Source organism: Mesorhizobium sp. M7A.F.Ca.CA.001.08.2.1 (genome assembly GCF_003998455.1).
Taxonomy (GTDB): Bacteria; Pseudomonadota; Alphaproteobacteria; order Rhizobiales; family Rhizobiaceae; genus Mesorhizobium; species Mesorhizobium ciceri.
Map to the genome: position 1 here is coordinate 1 of NZ_RZPW01000038.1, position 16,768 is coordinate 16,768.

The 16,768-nt window shown below is 62.0% G+C and carries 16 protein-coding genes, 1 tRNA gene and 1 pseudogene; 5 read left to right on the forward strand and 13 right to left on the reverse strand.

Annotated features, from left to right (window positions below):
• The coding region (locus tag EN914_RS04315) for an ABC transporter substrate-binding protein (protein ID WP_127389009.1) at positions 1-1,312 on the reverse strand (1,312 nt) is incomplete at its 3' end.
• A 128-nt stretch (positions 1,313-1,440) separates the two neighbouring features.
• Between EN914_RS04315 and EN914_RS04320 the strand changes: the two genes are divergently transcribed.
• The gene (locus tag EN914_RS04320) at positions 1,441-2,340 is read left to right on the forward strand and encodes a LysR family transcriptional regulator (RefSeq protein ID WP_013532748.1); all 900 of its coding nucleotides are present in this window, start codon (positions 1,441-1,443) and stop codon (positions 2,338-2,340) included.
• An 86-nt stretch (positions 2,341-2,426) separates the two neighbouring features.
• Here EN914_RS04320 and EN914_RS04325 read toward each other — a convergent pair whose 3' ends face one another.
• The 3 genes and pseudogenes from EN914_RS04325 to EN914_RS04340 form a co-directional block, all read right to left on the reverse strand.
• Complete coding sequence (locus tag EN914_RS04325) at positions 2,427-3,299, reverse strand: phytanoyl-CoA dioxygenase family protein (RefSeq protein ID WP_024503632.1); 873 nt, start codon at positions 3,297-3,299, stop codon at positions 2,427-2,429.
• A 168-nt stretch (positions 3,300-3,467) separates the two neighbouring features.
• Complete coding sequence (locus EN914_RS04330; RefSeq protein ID WP_127389010.1) at positions 3,468-5,558, reverse strand: glycosyltransferase family 25 protein; 2,091 nt, start codon at positions 5,556-5,558, stop codon at positions 3,468-3,470.
• A 197-nt stretch (positions 5,559-5,755) separates the two neighbouring features.
• Positions 5,756-6,702, reverse strand: a pseudogene (locus tag EN914_RS04340) (LysR substrate-binding domain-containing protein).
• Positions 6,703-6,736: 34 nt separating this feature from the next.
• Here EN914_RS04340 and EN914_RS04345 point away from each other — a divergent pair.
• Entirely contained in the window at positions 6,737-7,900 is a 1,164-nt protein-coding gene (locus tag EN914_RS04345) for a serine hydrolase (protein ID WP_024503634.1), read from the forward strand.
• Between the two features lie 41 nt (positions 7,901-7,941).
• On the opposite strand, the gene EN914_RS04350 is transcribed toward EN914_RS04345, so the two are convergent.
• The 3 genes from EN914_RS04350 to EN914_RS04360 all read right to left on the reverse strand — a co-directional run bounded on the left by EN914_RS04350 (position 7,942) and on the right by EN914_RS04360 (position 9,645).
• Positions 7,942-8,325, reverse strand: coding sequence for a hypothetical protein (locus tag EN914_RS04350; RefSeq protein WP_024503635.1), 384 nt, complete (start codon positions 8,323-8,325; stop codon positions 7,942-7,944).
• Positions 8,326-8,556: 231 nt separating this feature from the next.
• The gene (locus tag EN914_RS04355) at positions 8,557-8,805 is read right to left on the reverse strand and encodes a hypothetical protein (protein WP_024503636.1); all 249 of its coding nucleotides are present in this window, start codon (positions 8,803-8,805) and stop codon (positions 8,557-8,559) included.
• 144 nt (positions 8,806-8,949) lie between these two features.
• Positions 8,950-9,645, reverse strand: a complete 696-nt coding sequence (locus tag EN914_RS04360) for an NADPH-dependent F420 reductase (protein WP_024503637.1) — start codon at positions 9,643-9,645, stop codon at positions 8,950-8,952.
• A 110-nt stretch (positions 9,646-9,755) separates the two neighbouring features.
• On the opposite strand from EN914_RS04360, the gene EN914_RS04365 reads away from it, so the two are divergent.
• Complete coding sequence (locus EN914_RS04365) at positions 9,756-10,673, forward strand: LysR family transcriptional regulator (RefSeq protein ID WP_032809833.1); 918 nt, start codon at positions 9,756-9,758, stop codon at positions 10,671-10,673.
• A 7-nt stretch (positions 10,674-10,680) separates the two neighbouring features.
• Here EN914_RS04365 and EN914_RS04370 read toward each other — a convergent pair whose 3' ends face one another.
• The 3 genes from EN914_RS04370 to EN914_RS04380 all read right to left on the reverse strand — a co-directional run bounded on the left by EN914_RS04370 (position 10,681) and on the right by EN914_RS04380 (position 13,176).
• On the reverse strand, positions 10,681-11,310 hold the full coding sequence (locus EN914_RS04370; RefSeq protein ID WP_024503639.1) for an SDR family oxidoreductase: 630 nt from the start codon (positions 11,308-11,310) through the stop codon (positions 10,681-10,683).
• Between the two features lies 1 nt (position 11,311).
• Entirely contained in the window at positions 11,312-12,034 is a 723-nt protein-coding gene (locus EN914_RS04375) for an alpha/beta hydrolase (protein ID WP_196815399.1), read from the reverse strand.
• A 263-nt stretch (positions 12,035-12,297) separates the two neighbouring features.
• Positions 12,298-13,176: an NmrA/HSCARG family protein gene (locus tag EN914_RS04380; RefSeq protein WP_024503640.1), complete on the reverse strand. Its 879-nt coding sequence runs from the start codon at positions 13,174-13,176 to the stop codon at positions 12,298-12,300.
• Positions 13,177-13,289: 113 nt separating this feature from the next.
• On the opposite strand from EN914_RS04380, the gene EN914_RS04385 reads away from it, so the two are divergent.
• Positions 13,290-14,186, forward strand: coding sequence for a LysR family transcriptional regulator (locus tag EN914_RS04385; protein ID WP_024503641.1), 897 nt, complete (start codon positions 13,290-13,292; stop codon positions 14,184-14,186).
• A 109-nt stretch (positions 14,187-14,295) separates the two neighbouring features.
• Here the strand turns inward: EN914_RS04385 and EN914_RS04390 are convergent.
• The 3 genes from EN914_RS04390 to EN914_RS04400 form a co-directional block, all read right to left on the reverse strand.
• A tRNA-Gln gene (locus tag EN914_RS04390) sits at positions 14,296-14,370 on the reverse strand.
• 125 nt (positions 14,371-14,495) lie between these two features.
• A complete protein-coding gene (locus tag EN914_RS04395) occupies positions 14,496-14,840 on the reverse strand; it encodes a VOC family protein (RefSeq protein WP_024503642.1) in 345 nt (114 codons plus the stop codon).
• Between the two features lie 497 nt (positions 14,841-15,337).
• Positions 15,338-15,928 carry a biotin transporter BioY gene (locus tag EN914_RS04400; RefSeq protein WP_023808554.1) on the reverse strand — a complete coding sequence of 197 codons (591 nt, stop codon included), beginning with the start codon at positions 15,926-15,928 and terminating at the stop codon, positions 15,338-15,340.
• 117 nt (positions 15,929-16,045) lie between these two features.
• On the opposite strand from EN914_RS04400, the gene EN914_RS04405 reads away from it, so the two are divergent.
• Positions 16,046-16,768: MBL fold metallo-hydrolase (locus EN914_RS04405; protein WP_164778653.1), on the forward strand; the 723-nt coding region annotated here is incomplete at its 3' end.

Sequence of the window (16,768 nt, forward strand, 5' to 3'; positions counted from 1 at the left end):
TCGTCCAGTCGTTCCAGAACGCCGATTCCGGGATGACGGTGCGTTTCACCTTGAAGCCGGCGTCGCGCATCTGCTGGGCGACGGCATCGGAGCTTTCCTTGCGGTAGTCGGCTTCGACCGAGATCAGATCGAACTCGAAATCGAGCTGGCCGGCTTCCTCGAGCAATGCCCTGGCCCGGGCCGGATCACGTTTGATCGGCGGCAGGTCGGCGTGTTCGGGATGCATCGGTCCGACATGATCGTTCTGCGCGACGATGCCCATGCCGTCGGCGCCCAGTTGCAGCACCGCTTCGTTATCGACCGCAAGCTGTATGGCGTTGCGCACGCGCTTGTCGTCATAGGGTTTGGCGTTGACGTTGCAGCGCGAGACCAGGGTGGCGGCAGTGACGATCTCGCTTTTCTTCAGGCCCAGCCTGTCGAGCATGGCGACGTCATAGGACTGCGTCTGGCCGTTCAGGTCGATCTCACCGGATTCGAAAGCGGAGACGGTGGCGGCCGAGTCGGTGCCGTAGTCGGTCCAGTCGATGCCGTCGAGGAACACTTCGCCGCCCCACCAGGACCCGTCCGGCCGCTTGCGCACCGAGGCAGCAACGCCGACATCGAGTTTTTTAAGCTCGAACGGACCCGTGGAAACGGGGTTGGCCGACAGTGGCGCTGCCTTCGGATTGAACGTGCGGTGGACGATCAATGCCGGGTAGTCGGTCATCGCAGGGATGATGGTGATGTCGGGCTGCGACAGTTTCAGGACCACGGTGTGGTCGTCGCGAACTTCGATGGCACCAGTGCGCGCCACCTTGGTGTCGGGATCGATCAGGGCGGTCATGCGCCCCGCCATCGAGTTGCCGGCGGCATCCTTCTCACACCAGCACGTGATGTTGAAGGCGACATCCGTGGCGGTGAAATCGTCGCCGTTCGACCACTTCACCCCTGGGCGCACCTTGAGCACATATTCCGTGGCGTCCGCATTGATCTCCCAGCTCTGCAGCAGCACCGGCTCGAAGGTGAAATCCGGCTTCCAGCGCACCAGCGGTTCGAGAAACTGCATGGCGATGTTGCCCATCTGCGAAACCTTGAACTTGCGCGGGTCTTCCAGCTCCATCACCTGCATGGCAACACGCAGCACGCCGCCCTTTCTGGGTTGGGCGGCTTCCTCGGCCCGCGCCGGGACCGGTTGACCGATGAGCCCATAGGCAATCGCCGTGCTGGCGCCGAAGGCGCTGGCCAACGCCAGGAACTCGCGGCGGCCAAGCGCGCCGCTCTTCGCGCCTTTCGCAAATGCGCCGATCGCCGGATGAAGAGGTCTGGATGTCATATCGGTTCTCCCATTGTTGATTTTACGCCCAAATTCGGTGGAATGCCCTTGCCGCGTCGTTGCTGGGCGCTGTTTTCTACAAGACGCAGCCGATGGCGGCGGGGCCGCGACGGCGAGGGGAAGGCAAGATGAATCTTCTGACGGCGATGCGGGTGTTCGATCGGGTCTGCCTGCTGGGCAGCCTGTCGGCGGCGGCGCGCGATCTCAACATGTCGACGACGGCCGTCAGCCGCACCATCAAGGAACTGGAAGACGACCTCGGCGTCCGGCTCATCAATCGCACCACAAGGCGCCTCAGCCTCACAGAGGCGGGCCGCGACTATGCTCCGCGTGCCCGCATCCTGCTCGACGACATTTCCGAACTGCAGGATTCGACGCGCGGCCTTCACAAGGAGACGCGCGGCCTGATCCGGGTTTCCTGCTCCAATGTTCTGGGCCACACGCGCATAACCAAGCTGGTGCCGAAATTCCTCGAAGAGAACCCGCTCACCACGATCGAGTTCGACCTCACCGCGCGTTATGTCGTCGGCATTGTCGAGGAAGGCTACGATGTCGCCATCCGCTTCGGCGGTCAGGCCGATTCCGCCTTGATTGCCCGCCGGCTTGGGGAAGTTCGCAACTATGTCTGCGCCACGCCCGATTATTGGGACACAAACGGCCGCCCGGTCCACCCGGATGAGCTGGCAAGCCATTCCTGCGTGCTGAGCAATTTCGCCAAGCGGCTTGGCACATGGCCTTTCATCGGACCAGACGGCCCTTTCGATGCGGCTGTCGGCGGGCGCATCTCGACCAACAGCGTCGAGGCCGCCTACCAGATGACCACCGCCGGTTTCGGCATCGGCAATCTGCCCAGCCTGCTGGTCGATGCTGCGATCAGCGACGGCCGGCTGGAAGTGCAGCTGGATGAGTTTCGCCCCGGCTCCAGCCCGATCTACGCACTCTATCCGCACCGCACCTATATTGCGGCCAAGGTGCGCGCGTTCGTCGATTTCCTGATCCGCGAACTGTCGGCCGACTTCACCGCCTGAAATGCTGCCCGATTGCCGGCCAACGCCGTCAGGGGCCTGGCGCGAACGCCAGGCTCCTGCTGCCCCCGTCGCCCGACGCGGCAGCGTCATTTCCACCAGGCGGTGGTGTCGTACATCGGTCCCGGCTCCTCGAAGAGCTTTTCGTATTTGCACAGTGCCGGCGTCTTGCCGAGCGGCACCGAAACACCGTCCCTGAACGCCCATTCGCCACGTTGCGTCGTATCCGCCCGCACATAGCTGGACAGTGCAAAGGCGCGGTCGTGCTGTGACCTATTGGGCGAGGAGCCGTGCACGGTGAGCAGCCCCCATAAAGCAAGATCGCCCGGCTCCAGCACCAGCGGAACGATGGTCGCCGGGTCGATGCCGACCTTGCGCAACTCTTCTTCGGCGGTCAGACCCTTCATCAGCTCGCCGGTTCCCTCGTCCGACAGGCCGAGATAGCCGAGCTTGTGGCTGCCGGGCACGACCTGAAGGCAGCCATTGTCCAGCGTCGCCCGATCGACCGCGAGGCCTGTTGTCACGGTGGCGTCGGCGACATTGTCGAAGGCGGCCTGGTTACGAAAGCGCAGATCCTGGTGGAAGCGATAACCCGTGACATTGGCGCCGGGCGGCTTCCAGTGCAGCTGTTGGGCGATCTGTTTTATGTCGCGGCCGATCAGACCCTCGAGCAGCTTCAGATAGTCGGGATTGCGGCGGAATTGCTCGAAATAGGAATTGATCCAGGAAAACCAGTAAGCCTGCAGCACATAGCGTTGGCCAAAGTCCGATTCAGGCAGGATCTGGAAATTCAGGTTGCCGTGCCGGAAGGTGGCGTGATGCTTGAGGCCTTCGGCATAGACCGCATCGGTTTCCTTCTTCAGCCGGATCATCTCGTCGCCGTCGACGAATTGTCGAACGACCGCATATCCTTCCTCGCGGTACTGCTCCACCGCTTCGCGTGCCTGCCTGTCCGTCAGCATATCCGTGACAACCCCCGTCTGTGATCTGTGTCGATCGTAACAAACGGGTTGCCGGCGATAAGCCGTGGATTTTGGCATCGACTTTCCCGATTATCGGGAAATTGAGCGGGGCCTCAAAGGTGCATTGGCCGCAACCGGCTGATCAGATACGTGCTGCGCCGTTAGGCCCTAAAAATAGGTTCGCGGCGCGACAAGGTTCTTCTGCTGGCGAACATAAAAACAATAGAAGCCGAACGCCGCGGCAAACCACATGAAGGCCTCACCCATGGCCAGCCGGTTGTTGGAATTGGTAAGGATGCTGAGGGCGAAGAAAACCAGTGTGGAGATGTAGCAGGACCATGCGGCCGGAGCGACAAGCTTGGCTCGCATGGCCAGCAGAACCTGCCTGGCCGACCAGGTGTAGAGAAAGGCAAAGAACGCCAGTCCGACCAGACCATAGCGCACGGCAATTTCCAGATAACCATTGTGGAAGACGTTTAAGATCATGGGATGATAGGTTCTGTTCTCCCACTCGGTCAGCCAGCTGGAACTGGCTTCGAAGATCGGGTGGCGTTTCCAGATATCGATCGCATCCGCCCACAGCATCAGCCTTTCCTTGGCTGCAAGCGGAACCGCATCGCTCGCGATGGCGCGGTCGAATGCGGGAAGGACGCCATGCCTGAACACATCCGGAACCAGGGTATTGACGAAGGTCATGGTGTCGCCGGCGGTGGACGAGAAGATGTTGTGTGTTGCGACAATGCCGGCCGCCACGATCGCCAGCACGCCACCCGAAACCAACAGTTCGCGGCGATGGCCTCTCGCCAGGGTCATGACCGTCAACAGGAGCAGCGCAAGCGCAAGCGCAAGCCACACGCCCTTTGACCGCATCTCGATGATATTGACGACGGCAAGCAGCAGGACGGCTGTCGACAGCGCCCAATAAAGGTTCTTGGTTGCTTTCCCGAGGTCCGTTCTCTGGGCCGTGTAAGCCATGAATTGCAGCGTGCAGAGGAAGATGAAACCGGCCGCCACCGACGCGTGGATGGGATTGTTGAAAAGCCACGGGGCCGGTTGGATATCCTGAAACATGTTCGAACAGGCGGTGTCCGCCGCCAGGAAGACAAGACTGAGGATCATGAACCAGAGGACCAGCCGTGCGGGCTGCCTGACAAACAGCAGAAAGGCGAATCCGGTCGTCGCATAGAACAGCGGAAACATGTAAATGCCTTCGGCGCCACCCAACTGGTGGGTGCCGAAATAGACGATCGCCAGTCGGATGAAGACATAGAGCGACCAGCCCAGACACAGGAAGCCGACCCAACCGATCAGTGGTTTGCTGTAGGTCCACAAATCCACCCTGAACCAGCGGATGACCGCGACCAGGGCCAGCGCCAGGCCCGCATAGCGGTAGGTGTCTGCCTCGCGCCACACCGCGGAAACCATGGCGAGAACGGCGAGTGCCGCAAGCAACAGAAGCAAGGTGTGGCGCGGCGCGTTGTCCTTGGCACAGTCCAGGGTATCTCGCGGCAAAGGGGGCCGCAGCAGGACGTGATGCAGGCGGCGCAGCTCGTCACCGGCCCGCAACACCCCGGCACGTAGCCGGCTCGGCCCGCCCAACCTTGCGGATTTGTAGCTTCCCGAGGGACCGGCTATGCCGGAGATCTCGCTGCTGGCGGCGAAGCCAAGCACGTTTTGGCGGGCGGAATAGACCTTCAGGCCGGTATCCCAAAAGCGTTCGAGCGCGACGTCCCACGGCATTTTCATGACGGCGAGCGCCGACAACAGACCCTGCGCGCCCTCCCGCGTCACCAGATAGGCGGCGGCCGAGCCTTGCGGGCCATGCAGCGCACGACCGATCTCGTCGCCTTCCGCCGTCTCGACGGCGCGCATGAAGAAGCTGATGCGATGGTTGACCAGTTTGATGACGTCGAAATCCGGCACCGCCGCGATGATGGCCTCGATGCGCCGCATGGTGTTTTCGCTGAAGAGGACGTCGTCCTCGACGATCAGGCCATGGGCGCTGCCACCGGCCACGAACGTTTCCAGCGCCTGGATATGGCTGCGGTAACAGGCATATTCGCCGGAAAGGATGTCGCGCCCGCTCAGCTTGCGTGCGGCTGGCAGATCGATCTCCGTCCAGGCCTCTTTGGCAAGCGCATGGCCGTCGACGGCGGCAATGCGCTGCAAGGTCAGGCCTGCCGCTTCGGCGCTGGCGAGCAATTCGCTCCAGCGCTGGGTCTCGCGATCGAGGTTGATGGCGAAGATAGGAAGGTTCATTGAAGTTCCATGTTGAGCCGCCACCCACCCGGCCGACCTATGTATGGAAAGAAGGAGATGTTCAAGGCGACACTGTCCAGATCATGTGCAAGACCTGAATTTGCCAGTGGGAGATACAGTGCGAGCCGGCCGTTAATGAGCCCGACCACCGAGGCTGCGACGGCGCTGCGTCCCCCGCTTCCTGCGGTGCAACGGACCTAACCGCAAAACCATTCGATGAATGCTCGAAGTTTTGGCGGCTGGTTGCGTGTGGGATAGTAAAGCTTGAACTGTACGGGACCTGGCTCGAATTCTGTCAAAAGCTCAACCAGTTCACCTGCCTCGATAGCCGGTATTTCCGTCGCTCTGTAGAGTTGGGCGATACCCAGGCCCGAGCGAACGGCAAAGTCGAAGTGATGATTGTCGTCGAACACCAGGCGCGGTGGCGGATCGAGGCGAACAACCTGATCGTTGACGTTGAAGGTCAACGGCAATCGCTGGCTCCCCGGAAACCTGTAACGGATAACGTCGTGGCCTGGCAGATCGTTAGGATGCCGGGGGTGCCGGAAGCTTCCAGATAGGAGCGCGAGGCCAGCACTGAGCGGCGAAGAGGTGGACCGATGGAGCGCGCGATCATATCCATCTCCAATGTATCTTGGAAACGGATGCCGGCATCGAAGCCGCCAGCCACGATATCGGACAATCGATCGTCGGTTGCGAGTTCAATCTTGATGTCCGGGTAGTGCCGCACGAAGGCGGCCAGCCGCGGCAGGATGCAGACCTGAGCCGCCAGCCGTGACAGGTTGATCCGCAAATTTCCTGCCGGCCGCTTTCCAACCATACGAACCCGATCGAGTGCGTCCGCGATGTCGGCGAACGCTCGGTCCGTGTTTTCAAGCAGGAGGCGGCCCGCCTCGGTCAGCCGGACACTGCGGCTTGTGCGCTCGAAAAGCCGGACTCCGACAAGGGCCTCGATCTGGCGAATCTTCTGCGAGACCGCAGATGGCGTTATCCCCAAACGGCCGGAGGCGGCGGTGAAGCCTCCGGTCGTGGCGACCATGCGGAACGCCGGCAGCAGCGAGAAAAAATCGGGTCCCATCGTCAATTCTTGCTTCAAGACCCATGAAGCATGGCCCATCTCAACTTCACGATCAAGGAGGCGCATCTAGGGGGCATATTTCCAACTTGGAGTTACAGATATGACCGAAGATTTGGCCCTGAAGGCACTGCCGGACAACCTGGCAAACGCCATGGATGTTGCGATCGAGGACGCACTGGCAGAGGGCCGCATCGCTGGTAGCGTCGTGCTCGTCGCCCAAGATGGCAAGATCGTTTACGAGCGGGCGGCGGGCCTTGCTGACCGTGAGACAGGCAGGCAGATGCAGATCGAGACGCCCTTCCGCTTCGCTTCCGTGACGAAAGCCTTCACAACCATGGCCGCTTTGAAGTTGATGGAGGCTCGACATTTGTCGCCTGATGACAGGGTGACAAAATATCTGCCGGGATTTGCGCCTCGTCTCGCCGATGGCTTGGTCGCCGACATCAGAATCGGTCAGTTGATGGCGCATACGGCCGGATTGGACTACCGCAGCCAGCAACCTGCCGATGGACCTTACGCCCGTGCGGGAGTGTCTGATGGGCTTGATGAGAGCCGGGGCTCACTCGAAGCAAATCTCGCCCGCATCGCCAGCGTGCCGTTGGATCGCATTCCCGGTGAGGGCTGGCGCTACTCCATCGCGACGGACGTGCTGGGCGGCGTGATTGAGGCCGTCACCGGCACGACGCTTGACGGCGCGATCAGCGCCCTGGTCACCGAACCACTACAACTGGGTGCCGCTTTTCATTGGCCCCAAGAGGATATTGCCGTCCCCTACCGCGATGGTTCATCGGCGCCTATGCGGATGACCGTCGGTGTCGAGGTGCCGCAGCGTTACATCGAGGGCCCCGGCGTTCGCTTCGATCCGGAACGCATTCGGGACGCGACAGCCTGGCCATCGGGCGGCGCGGGCATGGCTGGCCGTCCGCGCGACGTCCTGACTTTGCTTGAGGCGTATCGCACCGGCGCTTTCCTGGGCGAGGATCTGCGTGAAGCGGTGAGGACGCCAAGAGTTGACGCGGAGGCTCAGGCAATGGGCCCGGGGTGGGGTTTTTCCTGGCTGGGCGCTGCCCTGATCGACCCTGCTTCCACCGGCAGCAAATGGAGCAAAGGATCGGTTTCCTGGGGCGGAACATATGGCAACTGGTGGGGTATCGATTTCGCCAGGAAGAGAACCGTCATCTCGATGACGAACACTGCCTACGAGGGAATGTCGGGCAGATTCGCGCAGAGCATCGCGGCCGCGGGCGCGATGCCGCTCTTGTAACTCTGCCTCACACCGCGGCGAACAGCCGAAATGAGCGCCCGTCAACCCATGGGGAGCTGACGGGCAGCGGCTTCCGCGGTGTCCTCGGGTCTCGTGTTGAAGGCTATGGCGGCGTTGGGCGCCGCCTTGTGGATGATGTTCACGACGGTTTCGAACAAGGGTAGGGCCTTGGGCGGCAGCCTGAGGCCGCCACCGATCACCACGCAATCGTATGTCGCGTCGCTCAGCGCTCTTTTGAGTGCGGTAAATCCGGCGGCATCGGGCGTGATCATGCAGGTATCACCCTGCCAGCCCCGTTCCTCGATTTTAGCCACCCCCAAAGCGATCCCGGCATTGATCTTTTCGGCGTTGAAGCCGGGCGGCAAGGACGGGTCCGAGAAGTCGACGGTTTCTGGTTTCTGGCCGACAAACAGTATTCGCGTCATTGGAATTCTCCATGAAGTTATGGGATTTCGAAAGTGGCCGTACGTCGTTCGGCGAGGTGTCGCCAATGAGGACTGGTGCGTTCTAGCTTCAGTGACTGCGACCCGGCTTGCTGAATTGATGAACTGTGGCGGTACGAAGCCATTGTTTGCCGCCAGACCTTAGACTGGATAAGGCTTGCCGCCCCTTTCAAACTTCAGCGCTGATCCGAATTTATCCGGAACAAGGCCCGTTCAGCAATTCTCTCGATCCATCACGATGACCGCCTTGCCTGGAACGCGCTTACCGGCTTCCAGGTCGCTGATCAGGGCGATGGCCTCGGAAAGCCGCGCGGTACGGCTGATGGTTATCGGCAGCCGCCCGCCGACGGCCAGGTCGACGATTTTTTGCAGTATCCTCAGGCTAGGCACGCCTCTTACAAAACTGTGCCGCGATGAAATTATCGATCTGACCAGATTGCCGAAGGTCGGGTCGATATCCACGGCAACACCGGAACGCTTTGTAAGGAACTCCTCTTCCCTGGCGGTCAAGCTCCCATGGCAGTCGAATACAACATCGAAGGTCCCCCTGAGGTCGTCAGATATCGATCATCTGTGGTGGGGCGGATGGTGGCGGACCAAGGGCGTCTAAGCCGGCGAGTCGTATGTGCCGGGGCTGTTGGGCGTGGCGCGCCACTCGGGCTGACGTTCGGGGTTTGCCTCGGCGAGCGCGCTACGGACGCCCTGGACGCCATAGTCCTTGAGATAACCGGGCGAGCCCGGCTGCTGACGCCAGGATTCCGCGATAGTGCCGGCGTCCACTGCGTCGAAGCCGATCCCGTCGATCAGCGCCATGGCCTTGGACTTGGTCCGGACGTCATCACCCGCCACCGCCAGAGCGATACGGTCCGCGGAGCCCGCCGGCTTGGCGCCCGGCTGGAGATGGGTCGCTTCGATCGTGTTAAAGGCTTTGATCACCGGACGCCCAAGGTGCTGCTCGACCCATTCGCTTTCGGTGCTCCCGTCCTCAATTCCGGCCAGATGACCATCGCGCTGCTGTGGGTAGTAGTTGGTCGTGTCGATGACGACGACGTCGGCGGGCGTGGACGCGAACAGTTCGCGGGACAGACTAGGGATTTTGTTTGTAGGAACGGAGACGACCACGACCTCCTGGCCGCGGACAGCATCTTCCATCGTAGCTGCCCGCGCGCCGGTTTCCGCCGACAGGTCCGCCAAAGACTCTGGTCCGCGCGAATTGGCGATCGTGACCTCGTGCCCTGCGGCCCGGAAGAGATGGGTGAGTGCGCTGCCGATATTGCCAGCGCCAACAATGCCGATTTTCATGTTTGTGCCTTTCTAAGATGTGGGTTGAGAATGCAGACAAGCTATATGGACCCTTGCATTTTATCGATAAATGGCGTCATGAAACCGGCTCTCCCAACCAGGAGTGTGGAATGGATCGTCTCGCCAGCATGGCCGCATTCGTGAAGGCGGCAGAAAGCGGCTCCTTTGCAACGGCGGCATCGGCGCTCGGCATCTCACCGCAGATGGTGGCCAAGCACGTCACCTACCTGGAGGCACGCTTGGGGGCACGCCTGCTCAATCGCACAACCCGAAAGCAAAGTCTGACGGTGATCGGCAAGTCCTACTACGATCGGTGCAAAGTGGCGCTGGCCGAAGTCGACTGGGCGGATGCAATTGCTGATGAGGCCAGGGGCAAACCGCGAGGGCTCTTGCGCGTCAACGCGCCGGTTTCATTCGGAGCTCACTGCGTGACACCTGTGGTCGCACGATATTTGAGCAGCCATCCCAGTGTCGATGTCGACCTGGTTCTCAACGACCGCTTTGTCGACCTTATCGACGACGGGTTTGAGGCGGTGTTCCGGATCGGTCCTCTCGGAGAATCCAACCTCGGAGCGATCGAGCTCGCACCCTTTCAGACTATCGCCTGCGGGTCGCCTGCATACCTAAAAGAGCGAGGGATGCCATCGACCGTATCGGATCTGGCCAATCATGAATGCCTGCTCTTCGGTAACTGGCCCGAGCCAACGTTCAGCGACTGGCTCTTTGTACGGGACGGTCTCACCTCAAAGGCCCTGGTCCACGGCCGTCTCAAGGTCAACAGCCCCGCTTCGTTGCTGGAGGCGGCGCTCGCAGGTTTCGGCTTGGCGCTCATCGGGGAAGAGGCGGTGCGCACGCACCTCGCGACCGGGCGGCTCGTCAGAGTGTTGCCGAACTACGAAACGCCTCCGCGTCCAATTCATCTGCTGTTCCACCCTGATCGGCGACAAACCCCGAAGCTGAAGAGCTTCATCGAAATGGTGGTGGAACAGCTGGGCGAAGCAACTGGCCACGGACACAGCACTAGCTAGGGCGCTTTCACCAAGTGATCAGCGGCGATCTGCGCATCCACGTATCCGTAGTGAGTTGCTGAACGACGAAATCCGCGACATCGGCTCGCGCGATCGTCCCGCCATGTACGCCTGAAAGGTCGGTCACCGCCTTGATGCGGCCGCGCGCCGGCTTGTCGTTGAGCACCATCGGTCGAACGATGGTCCAGTCGAGCGCGCTGCTCCGGATGGCATCTTCCTGGCGATCTTTGTCTTCATAGACCTTCCGCAGCATCAGGGGCAGGAGCAGCCGGTCGAAGAAGAAGCCGCCATGGCCGCGGCTGTCGCCGGCCCCGAGGCCAGTGATGCACACCAAACGACGGATGTTCTGCCGCTCCATGACGCCGACCAGCGCGCGCGTCGCCGTCGAGAGCATGGTAACCTCTCGGAACGGGCTCATGGCGGTGCCCAATGAACTGACAACGGCATCACAACCCGCGATGGCGCGGGTCAGCGCGGCGGGATCGCGGGCGTCGCCTTCGACGAGCTCGGCTCCGGCGAGGTCCTCGGCCTTTGCCTTGGAGCGAACGAGGGCTACGACATCGTGACCCTCTGCGAGGGCCTTGCGCACAATCAGCCGGCCGGTTGCGCCAGTGGCGCCTAATACCAGAATTTTCATGTCAAACCTCCGAAGGCGTGCTGATGGACGGAGAAGAATCGGTTAGCCGCTGGCGGATGAAGTCACCGATGGCGTTCACGGACTGCTCGGCTGCGAGAAACTGGCCGAGGGAGGACTGGAAGACATGCGGCATGCCCTCCCAGACCGACAGCGTGACCTCCACGCCTGCCGCCCGCGCCCGGTCGGCGTAGCGGATGGAGTCGGCGAGCAGCAATTCGTCGTCGCCGACGTCGATGCGGATCGGCGGCAGGCCGCGGAGCTGCGCATAGAGCGGCGACGCCTTGGGGTTCGTGGCATCCTGGCCCTGAAGATACATGTCCGCAAAGCTCTGGAGCACGCCGCGCGTGAAGATCGGATCCGCCTCTGCCCGCGTCTCGATGCTGTCGCCGGTGAGCGCCAGGTCGGTCCAGGGCGACATCGCCGCAGCCCCGACCGGTTGCACCAAGCCCTTTGTCTTGTCGGCAGCGAGGATCGACAGCAGCGCCAGCGTTAGACCGCCGCCTGCGGAGTCGCCTACAACCACGATCCGTTCGGCACCCTCCGCAACGAGACCGCGATAGGCGGCGACCGCATCGTCGATCGCTGCCGGGAACGGGTGCTCGGGCGCGAGCCGGTAATCGGGGACAAAGATATCGGCGCCAACGCGTGCGGCGATCTGGCCCGCGAAATTGGCGAGCGCCTCGGCTGAGCCGAGCACATAGCCGCCACCATGAATATAGAGCATGCGTGCGCCCGGTCGTGCGTTCGGCAGCCGCAGCCAGAAGCCCGCAATGCCCCGACCGTCGCAGGCTCAACCCGCACATCCGCAGCGGCGGGTGTGGCGGCGAACATGGCGTCGAATATCGGCCGCGCGTCAGGGCCCATCGGCTCGCCCTTGTGGGCCGAAGCGGCCTGTCGCATCGCGGTCACGGCCGGTGCATCTTCAGGCAAGAGAGGTTGGATCGTCGTCATTGTTTGGTCTCCTTGGTTGGGGGTAGGGATGCAGGTTCAGCCCTTCGCCCACTGCGCCGCGGCATCCCTGGCAAAAGCGGAATAGGAGCGGGGGGCGTGGCCGAGCAGTTTGGTCAAGCGCTCGATGTCGTCAGGGGTCGCCACCGCGCCTTCTGTCTGATACCGGCTGAACATCAGGCGCAGGTCGAGCGCGTGCCAGGCGGGCAGCATGGTCTTCATGCGCTGCTCCATCACGACAAGATCATCGCCGCCATGGCGGATCGCGCGGCCGAGGGCTTCGCTCCAGATGGTGGCGATACCTTCGCCGGTCAGGCTGTCCGGACCGACCAACGCATAGGTCTCGCGGCCGAGCGGCGTCGCTGCCTGCTCACGGCGAACCAGCTCGATCGCGGCGGCCTCGCCGATATCTCTGATATCGACCATCGAGATACCCTTCGCGCCGATCGGCGCGCCATAGACGCCGGCCTTCAGAAGCACGTCCTTCTGACGAAGATCGTTCTGGATGAAATAGGCGGGACGCAGAACTGTCGCCGGCAGGTCGAGCGCCTCGATCATCCGCTCGACCGTGTACTTGCCCGCGAAATGCGGAACGTCGGCATAGGGCTCGCCGCCGAATACCGAGAGATAGACGATGCCCTTGACGCCGGCCTCGCGAGCCACCGTCAGCGCAAGCATGGCCTGGGTCAATTCGTCCGCGACATTCGGGGCGAGCAGGAACAATGTGCTGACGCCTTCCAGCGCGGATCGTAGCGAATCCGGGTCGGCGAGATCACCGCGCACCGCCTTTACACCTGATGGCAGTTGTGCCGTCTCAGGCGAGCGAGTCAAGGCGCGGATCTCGACGTTGCGTCCCTGCGGGTGGGCCAGGACTTGGGAGCCGATCGTCCCGGTGCTGCCGGTTACCAAAATAGCCATTGTGAAAACTCCTTATGATGTTTGTGCGTGTCGAGAGAAAGATACGCGTTCCAATCATGAGTAGAAGATGCCATGTTCGGGACAGCCTGTCTCGATATTGGAACACCCATCCTATGGATCTCGAAGCTCTGGCGGACTTCAACCTCGTTGCCACCCATGGCGGTTTCGGCCGAGCCGGTCGCCTCTCCGGGCGATCCAAGGCGACATTGTCGCGCCATGTGAGCGAACTCGAACATAGCCTTGGCGTGAGGCTGATCGAGCGTGGATCCCAAAGTTTGCGGCTGACAGACGAAGGGCGGGCGCTTCACGAGCGCACCGATGGATTGCTGTCGGAAATCGCGGAAGCCGGGGAGGCGATCGTCTTGGGTGCGTCCACCCCGAGAGGCAGGCTGCGGGTGAGCGCTCCCGTGGTTTTCGCGCATGTGGCGCTTCCCAGGATCGGCACCCGTTTCGCTCTCGCCTATCCCGAGGTCAAGCTTGAGATCGTTGCCGAGGATCGCAAGGTCGATCCGGTCGAGGAAGGCTATGACCTTGTTATCCGAATCGATCCTTCACCGGATGAACGGCTCATCGGTCGCCGTTTTCTCAATGACGAGCGCCTGATTGTCGCCCCACCGGACATGCCGCTCCCTCAGCCGGCGCCGGGCGGTGAACCGGCTCCCGTAAAGGCGGTCTTGCTGAGCGCGACTTCGCTGAACGTTGTTTGGCGCATGAAATCCGGTGTTGAGGACGAAGTCCTTTTCAAACCCGAGCCCATCCTGCGCTTCTCTTCCCTGCTGATGGTGCGCGAGGCCGTTCTCGCAGGTGCGGGAGCGGCATTGCTTCCGAAGCTTCTTGTCGCGGGCGATATCGAGGCGGGTCGGCTCGTTTGCTGGGGGACCCACGCCGGTCCGTCTGTCGAAATCTGGGCGCTGCAAAGCTCGCGGCGTCTTGTCGGTGCGAAGGTTCGCGCTTTCCTGGATGTGATGGAGAGGGCGTTTTCTACGAACGTTCTCGTTCCTGCGCTCTGAACAAGAACCCATGCTACCGCCCATCGGCGTTGGAGAAAGAGGTGGCACTGGATATACAGTCGCACCGTTGGTGCGCCATCAAGGGGAAACTATCCACAGGGATCCAGTTTGGCTGGGGCGCCAGGATTCGAACCTGGGAATGTCGGTACCAAAAACCGATGCCTTACCACTTGGCGACGCCCCAATTGCCGTCAGAGTCGCTTGTGCGGCGCGTTATTAGCAGAGCAGCCAAAAAGCACAATGCCCATGAAGGGTGGTGAGAACGCCTGTTTGGGCAGCAAAAGCAACGCCGCAGAGGGCACGATCTGGCTATTCGGACCACACCGCCATCTCGTTGCCGGCCGGATCGGCAAAGTGGAAACGGCGGCCGCCAGGGAACGCGAAGATCGGCTTGACGACCGTGCCGCCGGCGTTTTCGACAGCGTCGAGGGTCGCCTCCAGATCCCTGCTGTAGAGCACCGGCAGCGGCTTTGATGGCGCTTCGGCGGCGTCGGCTTGAAAACCCCCGTCCAGGCCTTCGGCAAAGGCCGAATAGGTCGGCCCATAGTCAGTGAACGACCAGGCAAAGGCGGCACTGTAGAAGGCCTTCAGCCGGTCCAGCGTCCCGCCCGTAGCCGGCATTTCCAGGTAGTCGAGTTTTCCGGACAGTTTCATAGCCACCTCTTTGTTCATGGTATGTTCTACTCCAGAATCCCCGACATGGCAAGTCTTTTTGCCGCATCCTGGCGTCGGCGTGACGGCGACCTCGTCATAACTTGCTTCTGTCGAGCTCACGCCTTTCAGGCAGGAACAGCTTCGGATTGCTGCAAAATGTTCCTTGGCCAGCAAATGAAGGGCGGCCCATAACCGTACCTGCAGCCTTGCCAGTATGGCTGGCCAAAGGGGCAGATGGCGATCGTCTTTCAACCGGACTGTAAGTTGCGACACGGCGGCAACGTTCAGTTCCTTCGCGTTCAAGCGCATCGCAGGCATAGCGCGCGGGTTGTTCGCTGCCTCAAGGCAGCACCTCGTGCACGATGGACGTGCTGTTTCCGAAGCCGTTTGCGGAAACCTGAGTGATACTCCTTGGCGGCATCAGGCCGAAATCCGCCAGTCGCGCCGCTCCAGCCAGGGGTTTGATTGCCCCTGGCCGTTTCCTCGATCGCGAGTTTTCAGCCGCGCTTCAGCAGCGTCCAGACGGCCGGCACCAGGCTTGCCGCGAGAGCCACCTTGATCAGGTCGCCGACGATGAACGGCACGACGCCGAACTGCCACGACTTTTCCGGACCGATGAGCAGCGCCAGCCAGGCAAAGCCCATCGCCATCATGACGACTTCGCCAACCAGCATGGCGTTGAAAAGCTTGATCGGATGGCGGTCCCAGCCGCGATCCGCCGCCCAGCCGACAATTGCCGCCATGACCACGAAGCCGGCGAGATAGCCGCCGGTCGAGCCGAGCATGTAAGCAATGCCGAGACCCTTTTCAGGCGTGCTCTGGAAGACGGGGAAGCCCATGGCGCCCTCCGCCATGTAGAGCAGCAGGGTGGCGACGCCGAGACGCATGCCGAAGGCGGCGGCGATCAGCAGCACGGCCAGCGTCTGCATCGAAATGTCGACTGGCCCGAGCATCACCTTGGTCTTGGCCGACAGGGTCAGCACAAGCGTTCCGGCGATGGCCAGGAAAAGCTGCGTTGCCAGCCGCGCCGCGCCATTTTGCGGCAGAGCCAGAGAAACAAGCGGACGCATCGTAGTTGCAATTGCCATGGTATTTCCCCAATCCGATTGCCGCTATCAGATGTTCGCGGCCTCACCTCCTCCTATATTGGCTTGCGTGTTATGCGGCAATCGGTTTTGCCGTTTCCCGAAACAAGGCACCGATGCATGGCACTGAAGTTCGATACCGGTTTCGACCCCCTCTATGGCCAGGGGGTGAGCGTCGCCCCCGATGTCCAGCGCATCACGGCCCGCAATCCAAGCCCCTTCACCTTTCACGGCACCAACAGCTACATTGTTGGCCGCGATACGCTGGCGGTGATCGATCCGGGGCCGGATGACGAGGCGCATCTGCGGACCCTGCTCGAGGTGATCGCAGGCCGGCCGGTCAGCCATATCTTCGTCAGCCATACGCATCGCGACCACTCCCCGCTGGCGGCCCGGCTGAAAGAGCGCACCGGCGCCATCGTGCTGGCCGAGGGGCCGCACCGGCCGGCAAGAGCCCTGCACATCGGCGAGACCAATGCGCTCGACGCCAGTGCAGACATGGCTTTCGTTCCCGACATCGCCCTTTCCGACGGCGAGGCGGTCGATGGCGACGGCTGGTCGATCAGGACGGTTCTGACCCCGGGCCACACCGCCAATCATGCGGCGTTCGCGCTGGAAGGAACCGGCATCCTGTTTTCGGCCGATCATGTCATGGCCTGGGCAACCTCCATCGTCGCCCCGCCGGATGGAGCGATGGCCGATTACATGGCCTCGCTGGACCGGCTGATCGACCGCGAGGACCGCTTGCTGCTGCCCGGACATGGCGGGCCGGTGACGGCGCCGCGCGCTTTCATGCGCGGGCTGAAGACGCACCGCAAGATGCGCGAGCGCGCCATCCTGCAG

What these genes read in the sequence shown, in the direction of transcription:
- EN914_RS04320 (WP_013532748.1), top strand. Translation starts at nt 1,441, where the DNA reads ATGAATCTTCTGACGGCGATGCGGGTGTTCGATCGGGTCTGCCTGCTG.
- EN914_RS04325 (WP_024503632.1), bottom strand. Translation starts at nt 3,299, where the DNA reads ATGCTGACGGACAGGCAGGCACGCGAAGCGGTGGAGCAGTACCGCGAG.
- EN914_RS04330 (WP_127389010.1), bottom strand. Translation starts at nt 5,558, where the DNA reads ATGAACCTTCCTATCTTCGCCATCAACCTCGATCGCGAGACCCAGCGC.
- EN914_RS04345 (WP_024503634.1), top strand. Translation starts at nt 6,737, where the DNA reads ATGACCGAAGATTTGGCCCTGAAGGCACTGCCGGACAACCTGGCAAAC.
- EN914_RS04350 (WP_024503635.1), bottom strand. Translation starts at nt 8,325, where the DNA reads ATGACGCGAATACTGTTTGTCGGCCAGAAACCAGAAACCGTCGACTTC.
- EN914_RS04360 (WP_024503637.1), bottom strand. Translation starts at nt 9,645, where the DNA reads ATGAAAATCGGCATTGTTGGCGCTGGCAATATCGGCAGCGCACTCACC.
- EN914_RS04365 (WP_032809833.1), top strand. Translation starts at nt 9,756, where the DNA reads ATGGATCGTCTCGCCAGCATGGCCGCATTCGTGAAGGCGGCAGAAAGC.
- EN914_RS04370 (WP_024503639.1), bottom strand. Translation starts at nt 11,310, where the DNA reads ATGAAAATTCTGGTATTAGGCGCCACTGGCGCAACCGGCCGGCTGATT.
- EN914_RS04375 (WP_196815399.1), bottom strand. Translation starts at nt 12,034, where the DNA reads ATGCTCTATATTCATGGTGGCGGCTATGTGCTCGGCTCAGCCGAGGCG.
- EN914_RS04380 (WP_024503640.1), bottom strand. Translation starts at nt 13,176, where the DNA reads ATGGCTATTTTGGTAACCGGCAGCACCGGGACGATCGGCTCCCAAGTC.
- EN914_RS04385 (WP_024503641.1), top strand. Translation starts at nt 13,290, where the DNA reads ATGGATCTCGAAGCTCTGGCGGACTTCAACCTCGTTGCCACCCATGGC.
- EN914_RS04395 (WP_024503642.1), bottom strand. Translation starts at nt 14,840, where the DNA reads ATGAAACTGTCCGGAAAACTCGACTACCTGGAAATGCCGGCTACGGGC.
- EN914_RS04400 (WP_023808554.1), bottom strand. Translation starts at nt 15,928, where the DNA reads ATGGCAATTGCAACTACGATGCGTCCGCTTGTTTCTCTGGCTCTGCCG.